General features: G+C 73.1%; 18 protein-coding genes. 8 read left to right on the forward strand and 10 right to left on the reverse strand.

What is annotated here, in order from left to right; genetic code table 11:
- The first annotated feature begins 480 nt into the window (after nucleotides 1–480).
- Both HCN52_RS02545 and hemW read left to right on the forward strand, forming a co-directional pair.
- A complete protein-coding gene (locus HCN52_RS02545; protein ID WP_209314079.1) occupies nucleotides 481–2325 on the forward strand; it encodes an AMP-dependent synthetase/ligase in 1845 nt (614 codons plus the stop codon).
- Nucleotides 2326–2508: 183 nt separating this feature from the next.
- Nucleotides 2509–3759, forward strand: a complete 1251-nt coding sequence (hemW, locus tag HCN52_RS02550) for a radical SAM family heme chaperone HemW (protein WP_209314074.1) — start codon at nucleotides 2509–2511, stop codon at nucleotides 3757–3759.
- A gap of 93 nt (nucleotides 3760–3852) precedes the next feature.
- Here the strand turns inward: hemW and HCN52_RS02555 are convergent, their stop codons facing one another.
- Both HCN52_RS02555 and HCN52_RS02560 read right to left on the reverse strand, forming a co-directional pair.
- Nucleotides 3853–4680, reverse strand: a complete 828-nt coding sequence (locus tag HCN52_RS02555; protein WP_168086679.1) for a DUF3097 domain-containing protein — start codon at nucleotides 4678–4680, stop codon at nucleotides 3853–3855.
- 10 nt (nucleotides 4681–4690) lie between these two features.
- Nucleotides 4691–5446 carry an MBL fold metallo-hydrolase gene (locus HCN52_RS02560; RefSeq protein WP_168086680.1) on the reverse strand — a complete coding sequence of 252 codons (756 nt, stop codon included), beginning with the start codon at nucleotides 5444–5446 and terminating at the stop codon, nucleotides 4691–4693.
- A gap of 224 nt (nucleotides 5447–5670) precedes the next feature.
- Between HCN52_RS02560 and hrcA the strand changes: the two genes are divergently transcribed.
- The 3 genes from hrcA (at nucleotide 5671) to HCN52_RS02575 (ending at nucleotide 8760) form a co-directional block, all read left to right on the forward strand.
- Complete coding sequence (gene hrcA, locus HCN52_RS02565; RefSeq protein ID WP_168086681.1) at nucleotides 5671–6687, forward strand: heat-inducible transcriptional repressor HrcA; 1017 nt, start codon at nucleotides 5671–5673, stop codon at nucleotides 6685–6687.
- Nucleotides 6688–7815, forward strand: a complete 1128-nt coding sequence (dnaJ, locus tag HCN52_RS02570; RefSeq protein ID WP_168086683.1) for a molecular chaperone DnaJ — start codon at nucleotides 6688–6690, stop codon at nucleotides 7813–7815.
- Between the two features lie 201 nt (nucleotides 7816–8016).
- Nucleotides 8017–8760 (forward strand): 16S rRNA (uracil(1498)-N(3))-methyltransferase, encoded by a 744-nt coding sequence (locus HCN52_RS02575; RefSeq protein ID WP_168086685.1) that lies wholly within the window; start codon nucleotides 8017–8019, stop codon nucleotides 8758–8760.
- A 221-nt stretch (nucleotides 8761–8981) separates the two neighbouring features.
- Here HCN52_RS02575 and HCN52_RS02580 read toward each other — a convergent pair whose 3' ends face one another.
- Nucleotides 8982–9119 carry a methionine/alanine import family NSS transporter small subunit gene (locus HCN52_RS02580; protein ID WP_168086687.1) on the reverse strand — a complete coding sequence of 46 codons (138 nt, stop codon included), beginning with the start codon at nucleotides 9117–9119 and terminating at the stop codon, nucleotides 8982–8984.
- Nucleotides 9119–10780 (reverse strand): sodium-dependent transporter, encoded by a 1662-nt coding sequence (locus HCN52_RS02585; protein ID WP_209314075.1) that lies wholly within the window; start codon nucleotides 10778–10780, stop codon nucleotides 9119–9121. Before HCN52_RS02585 ends, HCN52_RS02580 begins: the two co-directional genes overlap by 1 nt.
- A 218-nt stretch (nucleotides 10781–10998) precedes the next feature.
- On the opposite strand from HCN52_RS02585, the gene HCN52_RS02590 reads away from it, so the two are divergent.
- From HCN52_RS02590 to HCN52_RS02600, 3 genes are all read left to right on the forward strand, one after another.
- The gene (locus HCN52_RS02590; RefSeq protein ID WP_168086689.1) at nucleotides 10999–14298 is read left to right on the forward strand and encodes a S41 family peptidase; all 3300 of its coding nucleotides are present in this window, start codon (nucleotides 10999–11001) and stop codon (nucleotides 14296–14298) included.
- Between the two features lie 141 nt (nucleotides 14299–14439).
- Complete coding sequence (locus HCN52_RS02595) at nucleotides 14440–14799, forward strand: histidine triad nucleotide-binding protein (protein ID WP_168086691.1); 360 nt, start codon at nucleotides 14440–14442, stop codon at nucleotides 14797–14799.
- A 9-nt stretch (nucleotides 14800–14808) separates the two neighbouring features.
- Nucleotides 14809–15834, forward strand: a complete 1026-nt coding sequence (locus HCN52_RS02600; RefSeq protein ID WP_168086692.1) for an MBL fold metallo-hydrolase — start codon at nucleotides 14809–14811, stop codon at nucleotides 15832–15834.
- Between the two features lie 327 nt (nucleotides 15835–16161).
- Here HCN52_RS02600 and era read toward each other — a convergent pair whose 3' ends face one another.
- The 6 genes from era to HCN52_RS02630 form a co-directional block, all read right to left on the reverse strand.
- Nucleotides 16162–17115 (reverse strand): GTPase Era, encoded by a 954-nt coding sequence (gene era / locus HCN52_RS02605; RefSeq protein WP_376767079.1) that lies wholly within the window; start codon nucleotides 17113–17115, stop codon nucleotides 16162–16164.
- Between the two features lie 355 nt (nucleotides 17116–17470).
- Nucleotides 17471–17818 carry a cytidine deaminase-like protein gene (locus HCN52_RS02610; RefSeq protein WP_168086696.1) on the reverse strand — a complete coding sequence of 116 codons (348 nt, stop codon included), beginning with the start codon at nucleotides 17816–17818 and terminating at the stop codon, nucleotides 17471–17473.
- Between the two features lie 209 nt (nucleotides 17819–18027).
- The gene (locus tag HCN52_RS02615; RefSeq protein ID WP_168086698.1) at nucleotides 18028–18747 is read right to left on the reverse strand and encodes a hypothetical protein; all 720 of its coding nucleotides are present in this window, start codon (nucleotides 18745–18747) and stop codon (nucleotides 18028–18030) included.
- 351 nt (nucleotides 18748–19098) lie between these two features.
- Nucleotides 19099–20484, reverse strand: a complete 1386-nt coding sequence (locus tag HCN52_RS02620) for a hemolysin family protein (RefSeq protein WP_168086700.1) — start codon at nucleotides 20482–20484, stop codon at nucleotides 19099–19101.
- Between the two features lie 184 nt (nucleotides 20485–20668).
- Complete coding sequence (ybeY, locus tag HCN52_RS02625; RefSeq protein ID WP_168086701.1) at nucleotides 20669–21163, reverse strand: rRNA maturation RNase YbeY; 495 nt, start codon at nucleotides 21161–21163, stop codon at nucleotides 20669–20671.
- Nucleotides 21164–21178: 15 nt separating this feature from the next.
- On the reverse strand, nucleotides 21179–22252 hold the full coding sequence (locus HCN52_RS02630; RefSeq protein WP_168086702.1) for a PhoH family protein: 1074 nt from the start codon (nucleotides 22250–22252) through the stop codon (nucleotides 21179–21181).
- Between the last annotated feature and the right edge of the window lie 155 nt (nucleotides 22253–22407).

Below are 22407 nucleotides of genomic sequence, written 5' to 3' on the forward strand. Positions count from 1 at the left end.
AAGAACTCATCGACCACGTCACCGCGCCCTGAGAGCGCGCGGGCGCCGGCCGGTGTGCGGTCGCGTCCCCGGGTGCGCCCCTCGGGCACCCTCGCCTCCTGCGAGTCCGCCCCGGCGGGCATCGACCGCAGGGGTGCACCGTGCTGATCGAGTCATGTCCTCCTCGACAGTGCCCGTGCCTGGCCCCCTGAGGCGACACAGCAGCCCGCCCCGCTCCTCCCGGGCCCTCGGCTGCGATGCCGTAACCCGCCACCGCTCCGAGGAGAGGGCGAGCAGCGAGCCGCGCGCTGCTTTCCGAGGCGCCCGGGTGGCAGCCGACCGCCACAGCGTGATCGCGCGGTGTCCGTCCCCTTACGCACAGCCCTGACGGGCCCTAGGGTGAGCGCCGACCCGGATCACTCGTGGGCCGCGCACCGGAGCGCGGAGCCGGAGGACGTCGTGAGCGACAAGCGGAGCCCGATCGAGAACCGCCCGCCGTCCATGGCACATCTGTTCCGGGAGCGGGTCGAGGCGACACCCGAGCACGAGGCCTACCGCTACCCGGTGCCGTCCCCCGACGGCGGCCCGGACGAGTGGCGCAGCTACACCTGGGCTCAGGCGGCCGACCGGGTGTACGCCGTCGCCGCCGGCCTGATGGCCCTGGGGCTGCGAACGGAAGAGCGTGTCGCGATCGCGTCGACCACGCGCGTGGAGTGGATCGTGTGCGACCTCGGCGTGCTCTGCGCGGGCGGTGCGACGACCACCGTCTACCCGCAGACCGACGCGGGGGAAGCGGCCTTCATCCTGGCGGACTCCGACAGTCGCGTTCTGATCGCCGAGGACGCCGAGCAGCTCGCCAAGGTCCGTGCCCGCAGGGAGGAGCTCCCGGGGCTCGCCCACGTGGTGGTGATCGAGTCCGAGGACGCAGCCCCGGCCGACGGTGATCCGCCCGGCTGGGTGGTCTCCCTCGACGACCTCCTCGCCCGCGGTCGGAGTCACCTCGCGGCCCATCCGAACAGCGTCCTCGATTCCATCGGCTCGTTGGCCGCCGACCAGCTCGCGACGCTCATCTACACCTCCGGCACGACGGGCCGCCCCAAAGGGGTGCGGCTCCGCCACGACACCTGGTCCTACATGGGGCGTGCCATCGGGAGCATCGAGCTGCTGCGCGCCGACGACCTGCAGTACCTGTGGCTGCCGCTGGCACACGTCTTCGGCAAGGTGCTGCTGGCCGCCCAGCTCACCGTGGGCCATTCCGCAGCGGTGGACGGCCGGGTCGACAGGATCGTCGAGAACCTCCCGGTGGTCCGGCCCACCTCCATGGCCGCGGTTCCGCGGATCTTCGAGAAGGTCTACAACGGCGCGGCGAACAGAGCCCGCGACGCCGGCCGCATCGAGCACCTGGTGTTCCGTTGGGCTGCGGAGGTGGCGAAGGAGTACGGGCGCGTCAGCCAGGAGAACCTGCGGCGCATCGGGAGCGCCCGGGTCCCCACCGTGCTGCGGCTCCGGCACGCGGTGGCGGACAAGCTGGTCCTCTCGAAGCTCCGGGAGCGGTTCGGCGGGCGGCTGCGCGGCTGCCTCTCGGGCTCGGCGGCGCTCTCCCCGGAGATCGGGTACTTCTTCGCCGGGGCGGGCATCCCCGTCCTGGAGGGGTACGGGCTGACGGAGTCCGGCGCGGCGAACTTCGTCAACCCGTTGGACGCGTACCGCACCGGTACCGTCGGGAAGGCGCTGCCCGGCCTGGAGGTCCGGATTGCGGAGGACGGCGAGATCCTGCTCCGGGGCCCCGGCGTCATGGAGGGCTATCACCACCTCCCCGGCCGGACGGCCGAGGCCCTGGCGGAGGACGGCTGGCTCCGCACCGGGGACATCGGAGAGTTGTCCGACGACGGGTATCTGCGGATCACCGACCGCAAGAAGGACCTCATCAAGACCTCCGGCGGCAAGTACATCGCGCCGACCGCGATCGAGGGGCGCCTCAAGGCCGTCTGCCCCCACGTCTCGCATGTCCTGGTGATCGGGGCCGGCCGCAGTTTCTGCTCGGCACTGATCGCCCTGGACGAGCCGTCGGTCACCGCCTGGGCGGCGGACAACGGTATGGCGGGCCGGTCGTACCGGGAGATCGTGGCCGATCCCCGCACCGTGGCCATGGTCGACGGCTACGTGGCCCGGCTCAACGCCGGACTGCAGAGATGGCAGACGATCAAGCAGTTCCGCCTCCTGCCGCGAGACCTCGACGTCGAGCACGGCGAACTGACCGCCGGCCTGAAGCTGAAGCGGCCGGTCGTGGAGCGTGAGTACCGCGACCTGATCGACCGGATGTACGGGGGCGACCGGCCGGCCTGACCGGCCCGCCTGACCGGCCGCCGCCGGGCCCCGCATCCAGGGCGCCGCTGCCGGCAGGCCCCGGGAGCAGCCCTGGAGCCGGGCCGCGTCCGGCGCCGCCCGGAGCGCCGCGGCACCGCCCAGCGTGCCGCTCGTGCGAACTCCGCCCGGTGCCCGTCGGTCCTCCGACGGCGATGCGGGACAATGGACCCCATGCCCTCCGCACTGCCCGCCGGCGAAGCCGTGCCCGCCGACGGTTCTCTCCCGGCCCACGCCCTGCAGGCCGTCGCGGGACGCCCGCTCGGTTTCTATCTGCACGTCCCGTACTGTGCCAGCCGCTGCGGGTACTGCGACTTCAACACCTACACGGCGGCCGAGCTCCGGATCGGCTCCGGTGCCGACGCCGTGCTGGCGTCCCGCGACACCTACGCCGACAACCTGGTGGCCGAGGTACGGCTGGCGCGCGCGGTGCTCGGTGACGACCCGCGGCCGGTCGAGACCGTCTTCGTCGGCGGTGGTACCCCGACCCTGCTCCCCGCCGCCGACCTGGTGAAGGCGGTGGCAGCCATCCGGGACGAGTTCGGCCTCGCGGACGGGGCCGAGGTGACCACGGAGGCCAACCCGGACTCCGTCGACCCGGCCTACCTCGCGGAGCTTCGGGCCGGCGGCTTCACCCGTGTCTCGTTCGGGATGCAGTCGGCGCGGCCGCATGTGCTCCGGGTCCTTGACCGCACCCACACCCCGGGCCGGCCGGAGGCGTGCGTCGCCGAGGCCCACGCCGCGGGGTTCGACCACGTCAACCTGGACCTGATCTACGGGACGCCCGGGGAGAGCGACGACGACTGGCGCGCGACGCTGGACGCGGCGCTCGGCGCGGGACCGGATCACGTCTCGGCCTACGCCCTGATCGTGGAGGACGGCACCGGGCTGGCGCGCCGCATCCGGCGCGGGGAGATCGCCCCGACCGACGACGACCAGCACGCCGACCGCTACCTGATGACCGAGGAAGCGCTGACGGCCGCCGGTTTCTCCTGGTACGAGGTGTCGAACTGGGCCACGTCCGCTGCCGCCCGCTGCCGCCACAACGACCTGTACTGGCGGGGCGCGGACTGGTGGGGCGCCGGCCCGGGCGCGCACAGCCACGTCGGCGGAGTGCGGTGGTGGAACGGCAAGCATCCCGCCGCGTACGCCCGGTCGCTGGGGGAGGGCCGGTCGCCGGGCGTGGGGCGGGAGGTGCTGTCCGACGAGGACCGCCGGGTGGAGCGCATCATGCTCGAGCTGCGGCTCGCGGACGGCTGCCCTCTGAACCTGCTGGCGCCGGCGGGCGCCCGGGTCGCGAGCCGCGCTGTCGACGAGGGCCTCCTGGAGGAGGACGCGCACCGGCGGGGGAGAGCGGTGCTGACGCTCCGGGGCCGTCTCCTCGCCGACGCCCTGGTGCGGGACATGGTCGACTGACCGTGCGGCGGGCTCCGCTCGGCCCCGGTGGCCGTCCGGCGGTCCCGGGCGCTGCGCGAGCCGCCCGTGGTGGCCGGCCCCCGCCGCGCGGTCTCAGGGCGCGGTGACGTGGTCGATGAGTTCTTCGACCCGTCCCAGGAGGGCGGGTTCCAGGTCCTTGTAGGAGTGCACGGACGCCAGGATGCGCTGCCACGCGGCGCCGGTGTTGTCGGGCCAGCCGAGCGTGCGGCACACGCCGCGCTTCCAGTCCTGGCCGCGTGGTACGTGCGGCCAGGCACGGATGCCGACGGACGCCGGTTTCACCGCCTCCCAGATGTCGATGTAGGGGTGTCCGACCACGAGGGTGTGGGCGTCGGTGACCTGCGCCGCGATGCGTGACTCCTTCGACCCGGGGACGAGGTGGTCGACGAGCACGCCGAGCCGGGCGTCGGGCCCCGGCCCGAACGCGTCGACGATGGCAGGCAGGTCGTCCACGCCCTCCAGGTACTCCACGACCACGCCCTCGATGCGGAGGTCGTCGCCCCACACCCGTTCGACGAGTTCGGCGTCGTGGCGGCCCTCGACGTAGATCCGGCCGGCGCGGGCGACGCGCGCCCGGGCGCCCGGGACGGCGACCGAACCGGAGGCGGTGCGGGCGGGGCCGGTGGCCGCGGGACGCGACGCGGGTCGGACGAGCGTCACCGGCCGGCCTTCGAGGAGGAAGCCGCGCGGCTCCATCGGGAACGCGCGGTGCTTGCCGAACCGGTCCTCCAGCGTGACGGTGGGGCCCTGGGCGGTCTTCTCGCACCGTACGACCGCGCCGCAGAATCCGGTGACGACCTCCTCCACCACCAGGTCGGGGTCCGCGGGGACCTCGGGCGCCGGCGGGCGCTTCCGCTTCCACGGCGGGGTCAGGTCCGGTCCGTACTGTCTGCTGCGCACCGGCCAGAGCTTACGCGCCGCGGTGCGGGGAAGCAGGGTTCCCGCGCGCCGCGCTGCCCGGCGTGTCGGCGGTGAAGCGCCGTGCGAGATCGGCCCGTTGGGCACGCACGAATCCGGCGTCCACCACGGCGCCGTGACCTGGCACGTACCGTGCGGACTCGCCGCCGAGCGCCAGGAGCGCATCGAGGGCGGCGGCCCAGCGGGCGGGGTGTGCGTCCTTCCCCGCCTGCGGCTCGCCGGACTCCTCGACGAGGTCGCCGCAGAACACGAGGTCGGCGTCGGGCACGTGGACGACAAGGTCCGATGCGGTGTGTCCGGGGCCGACCGAGGCGAGGACGACGTGTCGCCCGCCGAGGTCGAGGGTGGCAGTGCTGTCGACCTCGACCTCCGGTGGTGTCAGGCGGGCGGCGTCGCGCCGGGCCTGGTCGCCGTCGGCGCCGTGGGCCGTGGCGTCGGCCACCAGGTCCGCCAGGGCCTCCGGGGTGAACAGCTGCCGGGCGCCCTTCGCCGTGTACCGGGTTGCGGACGGGAGGGCGGGGGCGCCGAGCACGTGGTCGAAGTGGATGTGGGTGAGCGCGAGGTGGCGGACGGGCTGCGGGAACCGGGCACGCAGGTCGTCCAGGAGCGCGGCCGTGGTGACGGAGTCGGGGCCCGCGTCGACGAGGAGGACGGCTTCGGTGCCGGCGATCGCCCCGACGGTCTCGTCCCAGCCCCGCAGTCTCGTCCGTACCACTCCCGGTGCCGGCTCTTCCCAAGTGAGCTGCATGCCGCGACAGTAGCTGCACTCGTTCGACGCCCGCGGTCGCGCCGCGAGCCGTCGGCGGTGCGGGCGGAGCCCGGTCGAGCGCGGTGGCCGGAGTCCTTCCGGGATGTCCGGGCAGCCCTTTACCCGATGGCGCCGCCCGGCCGTACACTGATCCAGAGACCTGGCACTCGCGGTCCGCGAGTGCCAGGAGATCGAGCGGAGACGCCGGACGGGAGGTGCGCGGCATGCTGAGTGAACGCAGGCTTGAGGTGCTGCGGGCGATCGTCCAGGACTACGTGGGGACCGAGGAGCCCGTGGGCTCGAAGGCTCTCACCCAACGGCACGACCTACGGGTCTCGCCCGCCACGGTGCGCAACGACATGGCGGTGCTGGAGGAGGAGGGCTACATCGCGCAGCCCCACACCAGCGCCGGACGGGTCCCCACCGACAAGGGGTACCGGCTGTTCGTCGACAAGCTGGCCGACGTGAAGCCGCTGTCGGTGCCGGAGCGCCGCGCGATCCAGAACTTCCTGGACGGCGCGGTCGACCTGGACGACGTGGTGGGCAGGACGGTGCGGCTGCTCGCGCAGCTGACCCGCCAGGTCGCCGTCGTGCAGTACCCGTCCCTGTCCCGCTCGACCGTGCGGCACGTCGAGCTCCTCTCGCTGGCACCCGCCCGCGTGATGCTGGTGCTGATCACCGACACCGGCCGGGTGGAGCAGCGGGTGGTGGATTGCCCCGCCCCGTTCGGCGAGGCCTCCCTCGCGGAGCTGCGGGCGCGGTTGAACGCCCGTGTCGCGGGGCAGCGCTTCACGGAGGTCCCGCGGCTGGTCCAGGACCTTCCCGAGTCGTTCGACACCGACGACCGGGGACTGGTCCAGACCGTGCTGTCCACGCTGCTGGAGACGCTGGTGGAGGAGACCGAGGAGCGGCTGATGATCGGCGGCACCGCCAATCTGACACGCTTCGGCCACGACTTTCCGCTGACGATCCGGCCCGTGCTGGAGGCGTTGGAGGAGCAGGTCGTGATGCTCAAGCTCATGGGCGAGGCCAACGACCCCGAGATGACGGTGAGCATCGGTCGTGAGAACGCCCACGAGGGGCTGACCTCCACATCGATCGTCACCGTCGGCTACGGTTCGGGGGACGAGGCCGTGGCGAAGCTCGGCGTGGTCGGACCGACCAGGATGGATTACCCCGGAACGATGGGAGCCGTGCGCGCGGTGGCACGGTACGTCGGACAGATTCTCGCGGAGAAATAAGTGGCGACTGACTACTACGCGGTCCTTGGCGTGCAGCGGGACGCCTCGCAGGACGAGATCAAGAAGGCGTTCCGCCGGCTGGCGCGTGAGCTGCACCCGGATGTGAACCCCGACCCGAAGACGCAGGAGCGCTTCAAGGAGATCAACACCGCGTACGAGGTGCTCTCCGACCCGCAGAAGAAACAGATGTACGACCTCGGCGGCGACCCCATGGGGGGCGCGGCGGGGCAGGCGGGGTTCGGCGGGAACTTCGGGAACTTCTCCGACATCATGGACGCCTTCTTCGGGACCGCCGCGCAGCGCGGTCCGAAGTCGCGGACCCGCCGGGGTCAGGACGCCATGATCCGCCTGGAGATCGACCTCAAGGAGGCGACCTTCGGCACCACGAAGGAGATCCAGGTCGACACGGCGACCATCTGCAAGACGTGCGACGGCGAGGGTGCGGCGCCGGGCACCTCGGCGCAGACGTGCGACATGTGTCGTGGACGCGGCGAGGTCTCGCAGGTCACCAGGTCTTTCCTCGGCCAGGTCATGACCTCGCGCCCCTGCCCGCAGTGCCAGGGCTTCGGCACCGTGGTGCCGACGCCCTGCCCGGAGTGCGCGGGCGACGGCCGGGTGCGCTCCCGCCGCACGCTCACGGTGAAGATTCCCGCCGGTGTGGACAACGGCACCCGGATCCAGCTGGCCGGTGAGGGCGAGGTCGGCCCCGGTGGCGGGCCGCCCGGCGATCTCTTCGTGGAGATCCGCGAGAAGCCGCACGAGATGTTCCAGCGGCGTGGCGACGACCTGCACTGCACGGTGACGGTCCCGATGACCGCCGCGGCGCTGGGGACGCAGGTGCCGTTGGAGACGCTGGACGGCATGCAGGAGGTCGACATCCGGCCGGGCACCCAGTCGGGGCAGTCGATCCCGCTGCACGGTCACGGTGTGACGCATCTGCGGGGCAACGGTCGCGGCGACCTCATCGTCCACGTCGAGGTGCAGACTCCGCTGAAGCTCGACACCGAGCAGGAGGAACTGCTGCGGAAGCTCGCCGAGCTGCGGGGCGAGGAGCGGCCGTCCGGGCAGTTCCAGCCGGGCCAGCAGGGGCTGTTCAGCCGGCTCAAGGACGCCTTCAACGGTCGCTGACGGCGGTGGCGGTGGCGGCGGGTTCGCCGTCGCTCCGCCGCGACCGGGCCCGGCTCCGTCCGTCGCGAGGTCGTGCGCCCCGGGCCGCTCGACGCGTCTCCTGCGGGGTCGGCGCCGAGGAGTCCCGGCTCGTCCGTCGCTGCGCCTCGTCCCATCACCCAACCACGGGTCCCTTCACCGAACCACGGAGTGTTCGCGCCCATGACGGCACCGGTCTTCTGCCACTCCGAGGTCGCCCGGGCGGTCGCCGGCGCCTGCCTGACGCTCGACGGGCCGGAGGGGCGCCACGCCGTCTCGGTGAAGCGGCTGCGCCCTGGCGAGGGGTTGGTCCTCACGGATGGCGCGGGCTCGGGGGCGGCCGCCACCGTCGTGGAGACCTCGGGCAAGGACCGGCTGCTCGCCGAGGTCCGTGAGCCGCTGCGGGAGCCGGTGCCGGATCCGTGGCTGACGGTGGTCCAGGCACTGCCGAAGGGGGACCGGGGCGAGGTCGCGGTCGAGACGATGACGGAGACCGGCGTCGACGCCGTGGTGCCGTGGGCCGCCGCCCGCTGTGTGACGCGTTGGCGTGAGGAGCGCGGCGCGAAGGCGCTGGCGAAGTGGCGGTCGACGGCGCGGGAGGCCGGGAAGCAGGCGCGGCGGCTGCGGTTTCCCGAGATTGCCGATCCGGTGACGACGCGGCAGCTGGCGGCGGCGGTCGCCGCCGCCGATCTCGCGGTGGTCCTGCACGAGGAGGGCGACGTGCCGCTCGCGGACTGCGCGCTGCCGGCTGCCGGCCGGATCCTGGTGGTCGTCGGCCCCGAGGGGGGCGTCGCGCCGGAGGAGCTGGCGGAGCTGACCGCGGCGGGTGCCGTGCCGCGGCGGCTGGGCCGCAGTGTGCTGCGCACCTCGACGGCGGGGACCGCCGCCGCCGCGGTGCTGTTGGCCCGTACGGGGCGCTGGAGCTGAGACGCCCCGTGTCGGCGAGGTGCCGCCGCGGTGACCGTCCTCCCGGCAGGCCGCGCCTGGTGGTTTCGCCGAGCCCGGCGGACGTCGAGGCGCCGCGGCGGGATGTCGGGTGCGATGCAGTCGTGGGACAGGGTCGGCGCGGCCGGGCCGCCGTCGGCCGGTGGTGCCCGGCACCCGCACGGGGGAACGGGCACCACCGGCCGTGAACGCGTGGCGCGTCGTCAGTCCTGCTGCGGTGGCTGTTCGGCGGAGTCGCGCTGCATGTCGGGCTGACGGTGCACGTTGATCATGGCGGCGATCATCCCGCCCCAGAGCAGGGTCATCGAGATGATCATCATGATGATGGCGCTGGTGGACATCAGCGGCTTCCTTCCGTGGTGCCGTCGTCGTCCGAGCTGCGTCCGGCACCGCCGGCGTCGGGTGAGCCGGCCGGCGGGTCGGCCGGGCGGGCGCCGGTCCCCGGGGGTGCGGCGCCGGTGGCGCCCGCCGCCCCACCGGCCGCTGTCGCGGGTGCCGGTTCGTTCTCCGGCGTCGGCGGGTCGTCCCGCTTCCACGGGAGAAGCGACAGGAGGACGCCGACAAGCAGCGCGCCGGCAGCCACGCCCCACCCTCCCCACAGGAGGAACGAGGTGGGGAAGCCTCCGTAGTTCTCCTGGAACTCGCCGGTCAGGCTGTCCACCATCATCCAGCCGAGGACGACGGGGGTGATCACACCGAGGCACAGTCGCCACCACGCGCCGAGCCGTACGCTGGAGCTGGAGTCCGCCTCCACCTGCTGCTGCGGCAGCTTCCGCAGGTACCAGGAGACGGTGATCAGGACGGCCAGCGCTGCGAGGGTGAGGCCGTAGCTGTTGATGAAGTGGTCGGCCGCGTCGATGAGGTACAGCCCGCCGTCGGTGGCGAAGAGGCCGGTGGAGGTGACGGTCAGCGCACCACCGATGATCAGCACCGCGCGGGTCCGGCTGATGCCGGTGTGCTCCTGCACCGCCGCGACGATGACCTGCACGAGGCTGATGAGCGAGGTCAGGCCCGCTGCCACGAGCGAGGCGAAGAACAGCACGCCGAAGAAGGCCCCGGCGGGCATCTGCGAGACGATCTGCGGGAACGCGACGAACGCCAGCCCGATGCCCTCACTGACGACGTCGTCCACGGGGACGCCGGACTGCGCGGCCATGAAGCCGAGCACGGCGAACACGCCGATGCCCGCGAGCAGCTCGAAGGAGCAGTTGGAGAAGCTGACGGCGAGTGCCGAGCCGGTGAGGTCCGCCTTCCGGTTCAGGTAGGAGGCGTAGGTGATCATGGCGCCGAAGCCGACGGAGAGCGAGAAGAAGATCTGCCCGTAGGCGGCGATCCACACGCCGCTGTCGGTCAGCGCGCCCCAGTCGGGGCGGAAGAAGGCGTCGAGCCCGTCGAGCGCGCCGTCCAGCGTCAGGGCCCGGACGACCAGGATGAGGAAGAAGGCGACGAGCAGCGGGATGAAGATGCGGTTGCACCACTCGATGCCGCGCCGCACGCCGAGCCAGAGGACGACCAGCGCCACCAGCCAGACGGCCAGCAACGTCCACGCCACGCCTGGCACGAACGAGGTGATGGTGCCGGGCTCACCCTCGGCCTGCAGGAACTCGTTGAAGAAGTACCCGTTCGGGTCATCTCCCCAGCTGAGGTTGACGGAGAAGCCGACGTAGCGGACCGCCCACGCCAGGATCACCGAGTAGTAGGCGGCGATGACGAAGCAGATGGCCACCTGCCACCAGCCGAGCGCCTCCGCGGGGCGCCACATCCGCCGGAACGAGCCCGGGGCCGAGGCGCGGTACCGCCGGCCGATCGTGTACTCGAGGATCAGCAGCGGGATGCCCGCCGTCAGCAGGGCGATGAGGTATGGCAACAGGAACGCACCGCCGCCCGCGTCGTAGGCCACGGCGGGGAAGCGCCAGATGTTCCCGAGCCCGACGGCCGACCCGATCGCGGCGAACAGGAAGCCCGCGCGGGTGCTCCACTGCTCCCGGGGTTGTGCGGACATGGCACCAGGCCCTTCATGGTTCCTCGGACGAGCAGACGAGCAGACGAGCGGTACCGGGCAGGGCCCGGGCAGTGCGAGGACGTTGTTCTCGCACTGCCCGCGCACGCCGGCAGCGCAGGGGCGCGAGTGCTCTGTTGTTCCGCATGATGAACCGAACGTGCGGGCGGATCACCGAAAGCCCCTTGGTTCCGGCGTGTCGCGCTCATAGGGTCGGTGGGATGAACTCACCTTCCTACCTTCGCCATCCCCACCTGCGGGGTGACGTGATCACCTTCGTCGCCGAGGACGACGTCTGGGCGGCCGCGCTCGACGGTGGCCGCGCCTGGCGGATCAGCGCGGACCAGGCTCCGGCCGGCACCCCCCGGATCTCGCCCGACGGCACCCAGGTGGCGTGGACCTCCACCCGGGACGGTGAGCCCGAGGTCCACATCGCCTCCCTGGACGGCGGGCCCTCCCGCCGCCTCACCTACTGGGGCAACCCCGCAACCCGGGTCGTCGACTGGCTGCGCGGCGAGGACGGCGCCACCGACACGGTCCTCGCGCTCAGCGCTCACGGCCGTCCTTCCGTCCTGCGCCCGTGGGCCCACGCCGTGCCCACCGACGGGTCGCCGGCGCGGGTACTGCCCTACGGGCAGACCGGCGGGGTCGCGCCCGGGCCCGGCGGCGCGGCGCTGCTCGTCTCGGCCGGTCAGAGCCGAGGCCGCGACGCGGCCCGCTGGAAGCGGTACCGCGGCGGCACCGCCGGCAAGCTGTGGATCGACACCGCCGCGGACGGTGAGTTCACCCGCGTCCACGCCGACCTCGACGGCAACCTGGAGTGCCCGATGTGGGTCGGGGACCGCATCGCGTTCCTCTCCGATCACGAGGGCACCGGCGCGGTGTACTCCTCCCTCCCCGACGGCTCCGACCTGCGCCGCCACACGCCGCTCGAGGGTGGCTACGCCCGCCAGGCCGCGACCGACGGCCACCGCGTCGTCTACGCACGGCGCGGTGAGCTGTGGCTCCTGGCGGACCTCCACGGCGCCGTGCCGAAGCGCCCCGACTTCCGCTTCGCCGGCCCGCGGACCGAACGGCAGCCGCGCCCCGTCAGCGCCGCGTACAACCTCGGGTCGTTCGCCCCCGACCACACCGGGCGTGCCACCGCCGTGGAAGCGCGCGGCACGGTCCACTGGGTCACCCACCGGGACGGCCCGGTGCGGTCGCTGGCTGCCGCGCCCGGTGTCCGCGCCCGACTGCCTCAGGCGTTCCGCGCCGATGACAGGGACCAGGTGCTGTGGGTGACCGACGAGGAGGGCGATGACGCGCTGGCCCTGGCGCCGGCGGCTCCCGAACCCGACCACGGCGGCCCGCGCCTGCTCGCCTCCGGCGCACTCGGCCGGGTGCTGGAGCTGCGGGTGTCGCCCGACGGCGGCACGGCCGCCGTGGCGTCGCACGACGGTCGCCTGCTGCTGGTCGACCTGACGGACGGCGGAGTCGTCGAGCTCGACCGCTCCGACAACGGCGACGTCGACGGCCTCGCGTTCTCGCCCGACTCCCGCTGGCTCGCCTGGTCCCATCCCGACGTGCAGCCGCTCCGGCAGCTCCGGCTCGCCGACCTCACCGAGCGGACCGTCCATGAGGCGACCCCCGCGCGGTTCAAGGACTTCTCGCCGGCCTTCACCCGCGACGGCAAGCACCTGGCCTTCCTCTCCGAGCGCACCTTCGACCCGGTCTACGACGCGCACGTCTTCGACCTCGGGTTCTCCGCCGGGGGGCGGCCGCACCTGCTCACGCTGGCGGCGGACGCGCTCTCACCGTTCGGTCCGCAGCGCCACGGCCGACCCAACGGTGCCGACGACGACAGCGGCGAGAAGGCGGCTGCCGCGGACGCCCCCGACGCGGGGACCGCAGCGGACGGGGCGACGGCGGCCGACGGTCCCGGGGCCTCGACCGCCGCCGGGGCGACGCCTTCCGCCACCCGGGTCGACCTCGAGGGCCTCGCCGACCGCGTCGTTCCGTTCCCGGTCGACGCCGCCACCTGCTCTCAGCTGCGGGCCTCCGCCACCGGCGTGCTGTGGTTGGAGCATCCGGTCTCCGGGGTCCTCGGCACCGGCAGCGAGGACTCCCCGGACACCCGGCTGCGCCGCTACGACCTCACCCGTCGCCGGGCCGGCACCCTCACCGAGCGCGCCGACGCCTACGAGGTGACCGGCGACGGCCGCCAGGTGGTCGTGCGCGCCGCGGGCAAGCTGCGGGCCGTCCCCGTTGACGCGGACGCGGACAAGCTGGACGGCGACGACGACCGCAACCAGCGGATCGACCTCGCCCGGGTCCGGATCACCGTCGACCCCGCTGCCGAGTGGCGCCAGATGTTCGACGAATGCGGCCGCCTCATGCGGGACAACTTCTGGCGGGAGGACATGGGGGGTGTCGACTGGGACGCGGTCCTCGCCGAGTACCGCCCGCTGGTCGACGCCGTCGGCACCCACGACGACCTGACCGACCTGCTGTGGGAGGTGGTCGGCGAGCTGTACACCTCCCACGCCTACATCGTCCCCGCGGGCCGGCACACCCCCGCGGCACGTCGTCAGGGGCTGCTCGGCGCCGACATCTCCCGGCACGAGGACGGATCCTGGCGTGTGGACCGCATCCTGCCGTCGGAGAGCTCGGACCCGCACGCCCGCTCCCCGCTGACGGCCCCGGGTGTCGCCGTCCGTGAGGGGGACGTGCTGGTGGCGGTCGACGGCCGCCCGGTGGACCCCGTTGCCGGCGTCGCGCCGCTGCTCGCCGGCACTGCGGACCAGGCGGTCGAGCTGACAGTGGAGCCTGCCGACGGCGGCCCGCGCCGCCAGGTCGTGGTGGTGCCGGTGCGGAGCGAGGAGGCGCTGCGCTACCAGGACCTGGTGCGGTCGCGCAGGGAGGAGGTGCACCGCCGGTCGGGCGGGCGGCTGGGCTACCTGCACGTCCCCGACATGACCGGCGTCGGCTGGGCCCAGCTGCACCGTGACCTGCGCACGGAGATCGGCCGCGACGGTCTGGTCGTGGACGTGCGCGAGAACCGGGGCGGCCACACGTCGCAGCTGGTGATCGAGAAGCTGTCCCGCCGCGTCATCGGCTGGGACCTCATCCGCGGCGCACGCCCGGTCACCTTCCCCGCGGAAGCCCCACGGGGGCCGATGGTGGCACTCTGCGACGAGTTCTCCGGCTCGGACGGGGACATCGTCACCGCCTCGTTCAAGCAGTTGGGCCTGGGCCCCGTCATCGGGACCCGTACCTGGGGCGGCGTGGTCGGCATCGACGGCCGGTACACGCTGGTCGACGGCACCCACACCACGCAGCCCAAGTACGCGATCTGGCTGGACGGCCCGGGCTGGGAGGTCGAGAACTACGGCGTCGACCCCGATGTCGAGGTACCGGTGGCCCCGCAGGACTGGGTGGCGGGGCGCGACCCGCAACTCGACGAGGCGCTGCGGACGGTGCTGGCCGAGTTGGACCGAGTGGGGGCCATGACTCCTCCCGCCCTGCCCGACGTCGGCTGACCGCGAGTACGGGGAGTGCCGGGGCGCGCCGACCGCGCTCCCCGGCACGGGCCCCGGCCGGTGACGCCCCCGGGGTGCGCGCCGGGTGCCCGGGGGCCTCACCGACCTGGCGCGGCGGGAGTGTGCGGGTACGATCCGTCCATGGCTGGAGAACCCCAGGCGGACTGCCTGTTCTGCAAGATCGTGGCCGGTGACGTGCCCGCGACGCTGGTGCACGAGACGGAGACGACCGTCGCCTTCCGCGATATCAACCCGCAGGCGCCGACGCACGTTCTGGTCATCCCGCGCGCGCACTACGCGGATGCCGCGGCGCTGGCGGGAGCCGACCCGGCGGTGGCCGCCGACATCGTGCGGGCCGCCGGGCTGGTCGCCGAGCAGGAGGGCGCGACGGACAGCGGCTACCGCATCGTGTTCAACACCGGCGCAGGCGCCGGGCAGACGGTCTTCCACGCCCACGCCCATGTGCTGGCCGGGCGCGGCCTGAACTGGCCTCCTGGCTGAGCCGGCGCCGTGTCACCGCGCGAACTGGTCGTCCTCGGCACCGCCAGCCAGGTCCCCACCCGTCACCGTAACCACAATGGCTACTTCCTGCGCTGGGACCGGGAGGGCCTTCTCTTCGACCCCGGCGAGGGCACGCAGCGACAGATGCTGATGGCAGGGGTCAGCGCCCACGACCTGACCCGGCTGTGCGTGACCCACTTCCACGGGGACCACTCGCTCGGTCTGGCCGGCGTCATTCAGCGGATCAACCTCGACCGCGTGCCGCATCCGGTCACGGCCCACTACCCCGCCTCGGGGCAGCACTTCTACGACAGGCTGCGCCAGTCCACCGCGTACCGCAGCAGCGTGCGGATCGCTGAGCACCCGGTGCGGTTCCCGCCGGCGGCCCGCGAAACGGTCGGCTCGGCGGCGCCGGAGACGGCCGCGGCAACGGCGCCCGGTGGCGGCGCGCACGCTGCGGGCAGTGGGGCGGTGGTCGCGGGCGGACCAGCCGGAGCCGCCTGGTCCGTGGCGGGCGACGGCTTCGTCCTCAGCGCCGCTCCGCTGTCGCACCCGGTGGATGCGGTCGGCTACCGGCTGGACGAGCCGGACGGGGTGAGGATGGTGCCGGAGCGGCTCGCGGCAGCCGGGCTCAAGGGCCCCGACATCGGGCGCCTGCAGCGCGAGGGGTCGCTCCGCGGTGTCGCCCTCGAGGACGTGAGCGAGCGGCGCCCCGGTCAGAGCTTCGCTTTCGTCATGGACACGCGGCTCTGCGAGGGCGTCCACGCCCTGGCGGAGGCGTGCGACATGCTCGTCATCGAGTCCACCTTCCTCGACGCGGACGTCTCTCTTGCCGAGGAGCACGGCCATCTCACTGCTGGGCAAGCGGGGCGGGTCGCTGCCACAGCGGGAGTTCGGCACCTCGTGCTGACCCACTTCAGCCAGCGCTACCCCGACGCTGCGCAGTTCGGCCGGGAGGCGCGTGCGGCGGGCTTCTCGGGCGAACTCACGGTGGCGCGCGACCTGGACCGGATCCCGCTGCCTGCTCGCCGGTGACGACTCTACCACGACTTGACTACCGTGCGTAGTCGTGGTTACTCTCTGTCTCGAGAAGGGGCGTGGCGCCGGGAGGCGTCACGAGAGGAGCATCGCGGCGGGCTGCGGAGTGGCGCCGAGCCCGCGTCGACGGACGAGTGACGACCGGAACGAGGTCGCAGCCGGCGAGGGCCTCGCGGTGGTGGCGCGGGCCGCGGACCCCACGGGGGATCGGAGGTGCAGCTGCCGGTCGACGACACCGGCGGGCCGGCTCCCGGAGGAGCCGACCAGCGGCGGGCAGGAGACGCCCCACGGCGAAGCGGCCGACAGGAGCGGCTCGTGACGCCGTCAGAAGCCGAGGCGTCGCAGCTGCTTGGGATCGCGCTGCCAGTCCTTCGCGATCTTCACGTGGAGGTCCAGGAACACCGGGGTGCCGAGCAGCGCCTCGATGTGCCGGCGCGAGGTCGTGCCGACGTCCTTCAGCCGGCGGCCCTTCGGTCCGATGACGATGCCCTTCTGGCTGGACCGCTCGATGAAGATGTTCGCGTGGATGTCCAGCAGCGGCCGGTCCGCCGGTCGGCCCTCGCGCGGGAGCATCTCCTCCACGACGACCGCGATGGAGTGGGGCAGTTCGTCCCGCACACCCTCCAGGGCCGCTTCGCGGATCAGCTCCGCCACCATGATCTGCTCGGGCTCGTCCGTCAGGTCGCCCTCCGGGTAGAGGAGCGGCCCCTCCGGCAGCAGTGGCACCAGGAGGTCGGCCAGCAGGGACAGCTGGGTGTCCCCGACAGCGGAGACGGGCACGATCTGCGCCCACTCGATCCCCAGCTCCTGGCCGAGGCGGTCGACGGCGATCAGCTGCTCGGCCAGTGTCCGGGGGTCCACCAGGTCCGTCTTGGTGACGATGGCGACCTTGGGGGTGCGCTTGATGGAGGCGAGCTCCTTGGCGATGAACTTGTCGCCGGGGCCGAGCTTCTGGTCCGCCGGCAGGCAGAAGCCGATGACGTCGACCTCGGCCCAGGTGGTGCGGACGACGTCGTTCAGCCGCTCACCGAGCAGGGTCCTCGGCTTGTGGAGGCCGGGGGTGTCCACCAGCACCAGCTGGGCGTCCGGGCGGTGCACGATGCCGCGGACGGTGTGCCGTGTGGTCTGCGGACGGTTGGAGGTGATCGCGACCTTCGTCCCCACCAGCGCGTTGGTCAGGGTCGACTTGCCCGCGTTCGGGCGGCCGACGAAACAGGCGAACCCCGAGCGGTGCGGGGTGTCGGGGGCGGCGGGGGAAGGAGCAGTCATGAGGGCCATTGTCCCCGATGCACAGCAGGCGCCTGACGTCGGCAGGGTCCCCCGCGCCGCTGTCGAGCCATGGCGGCGGGGTGGCCGCGCTGCCCGACCGGCCGGGCCGGCGTCCCGAGGAGAGGAGCGCGAGCCTCGCGCCCCGGGGCGCTGCCGAGTCTTCGCCGGGTCGGGCAGCCGTCGAGGCACGGGCGTCATGCCGCCGCATGCTCCGCCGATTGCCGGCCGGAGGGTGGGCGCCGCGGGCGTCGCAGCTTGCGGCCGGCCTGGGCGGCTCCGGGCGGGGCGCCGGGGTGACGTGGTCGGCCACCGGGGAGCCGGACGGTCGGCTGTGGGTCCTGCTCCCGTGACGCGCTGCCGGCGGTCAGCCGGCGGCGCGCGTGATGCGCAGCTCGCCGTCGGGGCCGGCTAGCAGAACGGGCGTGTCCGCCCCGCCGAGGTCCGACACGGCCGCGAGGTCGGCTGCCGGGAGCTCCGCGGCCTCGGAGACCACCGCAGCCGCTTCGAGCGAGGTGGCGCCGCTGGCCACCGCCATGGCGACGGCGGTCCGCAGGGCACTCAGGCGCAGGGACTCCAGCGCGACGGTGCCCGCCACGTAGGTGCGTCCCATCTCGTCCCGTACGGCCGCGCCCTCCGCGACGCGGTTGCGCGCCCGGGCGCTTCGCGCCAGCGTGATGATCTTGCGGTCCTCGGGGTCCACGGTGTCACTCATGGGCAGAGCTTACGGGCGTCCCTCTCCCCGGCGGGCAGGGGCGTCAGCCCCCACGGCGATGTCGAACGCGGCTGACGGCTGACGGCTGACGGCTGACTGCCGACCGCCGGCCCCCGAGCGGCCGTTCGCCGACCGGCGGTCGGCCGGTCGTCCTCCAGCGGGCCGGGGCGGGGCGGCCCGCCCCGCCCCGGCCCGGCCGAGGTGACCGGTCAGAGTTCTGTGCCGTCGAGGTCGGTGGGCGGCTCCGGCGTCCGGCCCTCCTGCACCGCGTACAGCTTCTCGACAGCTCGGTCCAGCATGGGGCGCAACTCGCCGGTGCCGGCGTCGTCCCGGCCCACCTGGGCCACCAGCACGGTGTGCTCACCCACCCGGACCAGGGCCGCCTCGGCGACCACCGCGGGCGCCTCCGTGCTCTCCGGCTCCCGCTCGAAGCGGACCGCGGCGACCTCGTCCGCGGCCGAGTCGTCGAGCGAGGGTTCCTCGGTGCCGCCGCCGTTGTACACCACCCGCAGTTCGGTCGGGCCGTGCCCCTCACCTTCGACGACGGCGAACGAGTTGCAGGCTTCGGCGGTGCGCCGGTAGTTCTCCAGGGCGGCCTCCGCCGCGCCCTCGCCGTCGTGCGCGGCCGCGGTGGTACGGACGAAGGGGCCGGAGAACGACCGGGCGAACGCGGTGGAGGCGGCGGTGTCAGCGCCGCCGTCGAACAGCGCCCTGCAGTTGGCCTCCTGCGGCGCCGGGACGCCGATCCCGCGCTGGGCCTCCGCCTGCTCGCTGTCCCGAGCCCAGTCCTCGGGAAAGTCCATGTGGTCCAGCAGCGCGCTCCGCAGCTGCTCCTCGTCCAGCGACTCCGCCGAGGCGCTGGCGCCGGCGCCCGGTAGCAGCATCGCCGCCCCGACCGCGCCCATCACTACTCGCAGTTGCCATCGCATCCCCCTATCGGACCATCGCTCCCCGCACCCCGCCACTCGGCGCGGAGCGATGCCCAGGCGCTCGGTCGGGGTGGTCCGGGACGCCGGGCTGGGGGGGCGGCCGGGACACCTGCCCGAGGCGTCGGCGGGGCGTCGGGCGAGGACAGCCGGCGACCGCGGCAGCCGTCGGACGGCGCTGCGACTGCGGCCCCGGGGCGGCGGTCCCGAGCGGACAGCGGGTTCTGGGGCGGGTGGCCGGTGCCGCTGTGCCCCGGACGAGCCGGGTCACAGGCCACCCGGACAGGGGTGAGGGCGTCCCGGGGCCGTACGGCCCCGGGACGCCCTCACACGGTCATCGCCTCGGTCGTCGTCTCAGTGGGCGTCGGGGCGGTCCGCGGCGCCGCGCGGGGTGTGCTCGCGCGGCCGGTCCTCGCCCGAGTCCGCCACAGGGTCGCCGTCCTCGGCCGGTGGCCGGAGCAGCGGCTCCACCAGGATCGTGATGATCTTGTTCCGGCGTCCCGCCTGGGATTCCGCCGTCAGGCGGAGCGCACGGAGCCCCTGGTCGCCCGGGCCCTCCGGAAGGGGCGCCTCGACGGTCGCGCCCGGGATCGGCACCCGTCCCAGCTCCTTGGCGAGCAGGCCGCCAACCGTCTCGACGTCCTCGTCGTGCAGCGTCAGGTCGAAGAGTTCCCCGAGGTCACCGAGGTCCAGGCGGGCGGTGACGCGGTAGCGGCCCTCGCCCAGCTCCTCGACCGGCGGCAGCTCCCGGTCGTACTCGTCGGTGATCTCGCCGACGATCTCCTCCAGGATGTCCTCGATGGTGATGAGGCCCGCCGTTCCGCCGTACTCGTCGATGACGACCGCGACGTGGGAGTGGTCCCGCTGCATCTCCCGCAGCAGGTCGCCCGCGTTCTTGGTGTCGGGGACGAAGGTCGCGGGCCGCATGGCGGCCTCCACCAGCTCGGACTCGGCCGTCCGGCTGGTGTGCACCCGGCCGGCGAGGTCCTTGAGGTAGACGATGCCGACGATGTCGTCGTCGTTCTCACCCGTCACCGGGATGCGCGAGAAACCGGACCGCAGCGCCAGCGTCAGCGACTGCCGGATCGTCTTGTCCCTGCTGATCGAGACGAGATCGGTGCGGGGCACCATGACCTCGCGGACCATGGTGTCGCCCAGTTCGAAGACCGAGTGGACCATGCGCCGCTCGTCGTCCTCGATCAGCTGGTGCCGTTCGGCCAGGTCGACCATGGCACGCAGTTCGGCCTCCGACGCGAACGGCCCCTTGCGGAAGCCCTTGCCCGGGGTGAGGGCGTTGCCCAGCAGGATCAGCAGCTGCGTCAGCGGCCCGAGGACCCGGGCCAGGGGGACCAGGACGTAGGCGGCGGCCGTCGTCGTGTTCACCGGGTGCTGGCGGCCGATGGTGCGGGGGGAGACACCGACGGCGACGAAGGAGACCAGCAGCATCACGGCGAAGGCGACGGTCAGCGCCGACCAGGTGCTGTCGAAGGACGTCAGGCAGATGTAGGCGACGAGGACCGCCGCGGCGCTCTCGGCCGCGACGCGCAGCAGCAGCGCCAGGTTGAGGTAGCGGACCGGGTCGGCGGCAACCGTGGTCAGCAGGGACGCCCCGCGGCGGCCGTTGAGGACGGCCTCCTCGGCACGGTAGGCGGTGATGCGGGCGAGCCCGGCCTCGGCGCAGGACGCCAGCCAGGCCAGCAGGACCAGCCCGACGACGGCGAGCAGTAGGGAGGTGGTCATCGCAGCGGCACTCGCACACTCGGGTGGGGATGTCGTCGCGTCATGGTGGGTTGGTCATCTCCGGTCGGTTTCGGGGCATGCCGAAGGGACGGCCCGTCGGTGACGGGCCGCCTGGGGCGGGTGCGCCGGCTGGTGGTCAAGGCGTGGCCGCGCCGCGGAGCGGGGCCACGCCTCGGTAGAACGCTCATGTCACGGTCGGCGCCGGGGAGGGGCCGGTCAGACCCCGCTCCGCGCGCCACCCGTCCACGATGGCCTGCTGGAGGCCGAACATCTCCGCCTTCTCGGCGGGCTCCTCGTGGTCGTAGCCGAGGAGGTGGAGAACCCCGTGGACGGTGAGCAGCTGCAGCTCCTCGTCCATGGAGTGGTCGGTGGGCGCGTCCGCGCCCTGCTGCCGGGCGACCTCGGGGCAGAGCACGATGTCGCCGAGGAGGCCCTGCGGCGGTTCCTCGTCCTCCCGGCCGGGCCGGAGCTCGTCCATGGGGAAGGACATGACGTCGGTGGGGCCGGGCAGGTCCATCCACTGCAGGTGGAGCTGTTCCATGGCGTCGGCGTCGATCGCGACGACGGCCAGCTCCGACAGGGGGTGGATCCGCATCCGGGCGAGGGCGTAGCGGGCGATGTCGAGCACCGCCCGCTCGTCGATGTCGATCCCGGACTCGTTGTTGACCTCGATGGCCATGGTGGGGGTGCTCAGCTACTTTCCGTGCCCGGTGACGCGGTCGGTGCCGTGGCGTGCGCCGCGTCCGCCGCGGTGGTCGTCATTCCCCGCCGCGCGGTCGTCGTACCGCTCGTAGGCGTCCACGATCCGTCCGACGAGCTTGTGGCGGACCACGTCGCTGCTGTCGAGCCGGGAGAAGTGGACGTCGTCGACGCCGGTGAGGATGTCCTGCACCTGCCGCAGACCGCTCTTGGTGCCGCCGGGCAGGTCGACCTGGGTGACGTCACCGGTGATGACGATCTTGGACTCGAACCCGAGGCGGGTGAGGAACATCTTCATCTGCTCGGGGTTGGTGTTCTGGGCCTCGTCGAGAATGATGAAGGCGTCGTTGAGGGTCCGGCCGCGCATGTAGGCGAGCGGTGCGACCTCGATGGTGCCGGCCGCCATCAGGCGCGGGATGGAGTCCGGGTCGAGCATGTCGTGCAGCGCGTCGTAGAGCGGCCGCAGGTACGGGTCGATCTTCTCGTAGAGGGTGCCCGGCAGGAACCCCAGCCGCTCGCCGGCCTCGACGGCGGGGCGGGTGAGGATGATCCGGTTGACCTGCTTGGCCTGCAGCGCCTGCACGGCCTTGGCCATCGCCAGGTAGGTCTTGCCGGTGCCCGCGGGCCCGATGCCGAAGACCACGGTGTGCTTGTCGATGGCGTCGACGTAGCGCTTCTGGTTGAGCGTCTTCGGGCGGATGGTGCGGCCGCGGTTGGAGAGGATGTTCTGGGTGAGCACCTCGGCGGGCGACTCGGCCTCGCCGTCGCTGCGGAGCATCGCGATGGACCGCTCCACGGCGTCCTCGGTCATCGGCTGGCCGGTGCGCAGCACGAGCATCATCTCGTCGAAGAGGCGCTGGACCAGCGCGACCTCGCCGGCGTCGCCCGTCGCTCGGACCTCGTTGCCGCGGACGTGGATGTCGGTGCGCGGAAAGGCGGCCTCGATGACGCGCAGCAGGGCGTCGCCCGAGCCGAGAACGGTGACCATCGGGTGCTTCGCCGGCACCTGGAAGCGGGCGGTGGCCTCGCCGTCGGTCCCCGCGGTCTGGTGTGTGGATGTTTGCGTCATGGGCGGCCTCGGACGGCCCTCGTCATCCCTCTCCGCTGTCGTGTCCGGTACGTGACTCCAGACTACGACGCCCCGCCGACAGTTCCACCGGAATATATCCCCGGATTCCGCGCGGTGGGCGGGCTGCGGCGGGTGAGCCCGCTCACCCGCCGCAC

Origin of the sequence: Streptomyces bohaiensis, assembly GCF_012033785.1 — a bacterium.
In the GTDB taxonomy this organism is placed as follows: Bacteria; Actinomycetota; Actinomycetes; order Streptomycetales; family Streptomycetaceae; genus Streptomyces; species Streptomyces bohaiensis.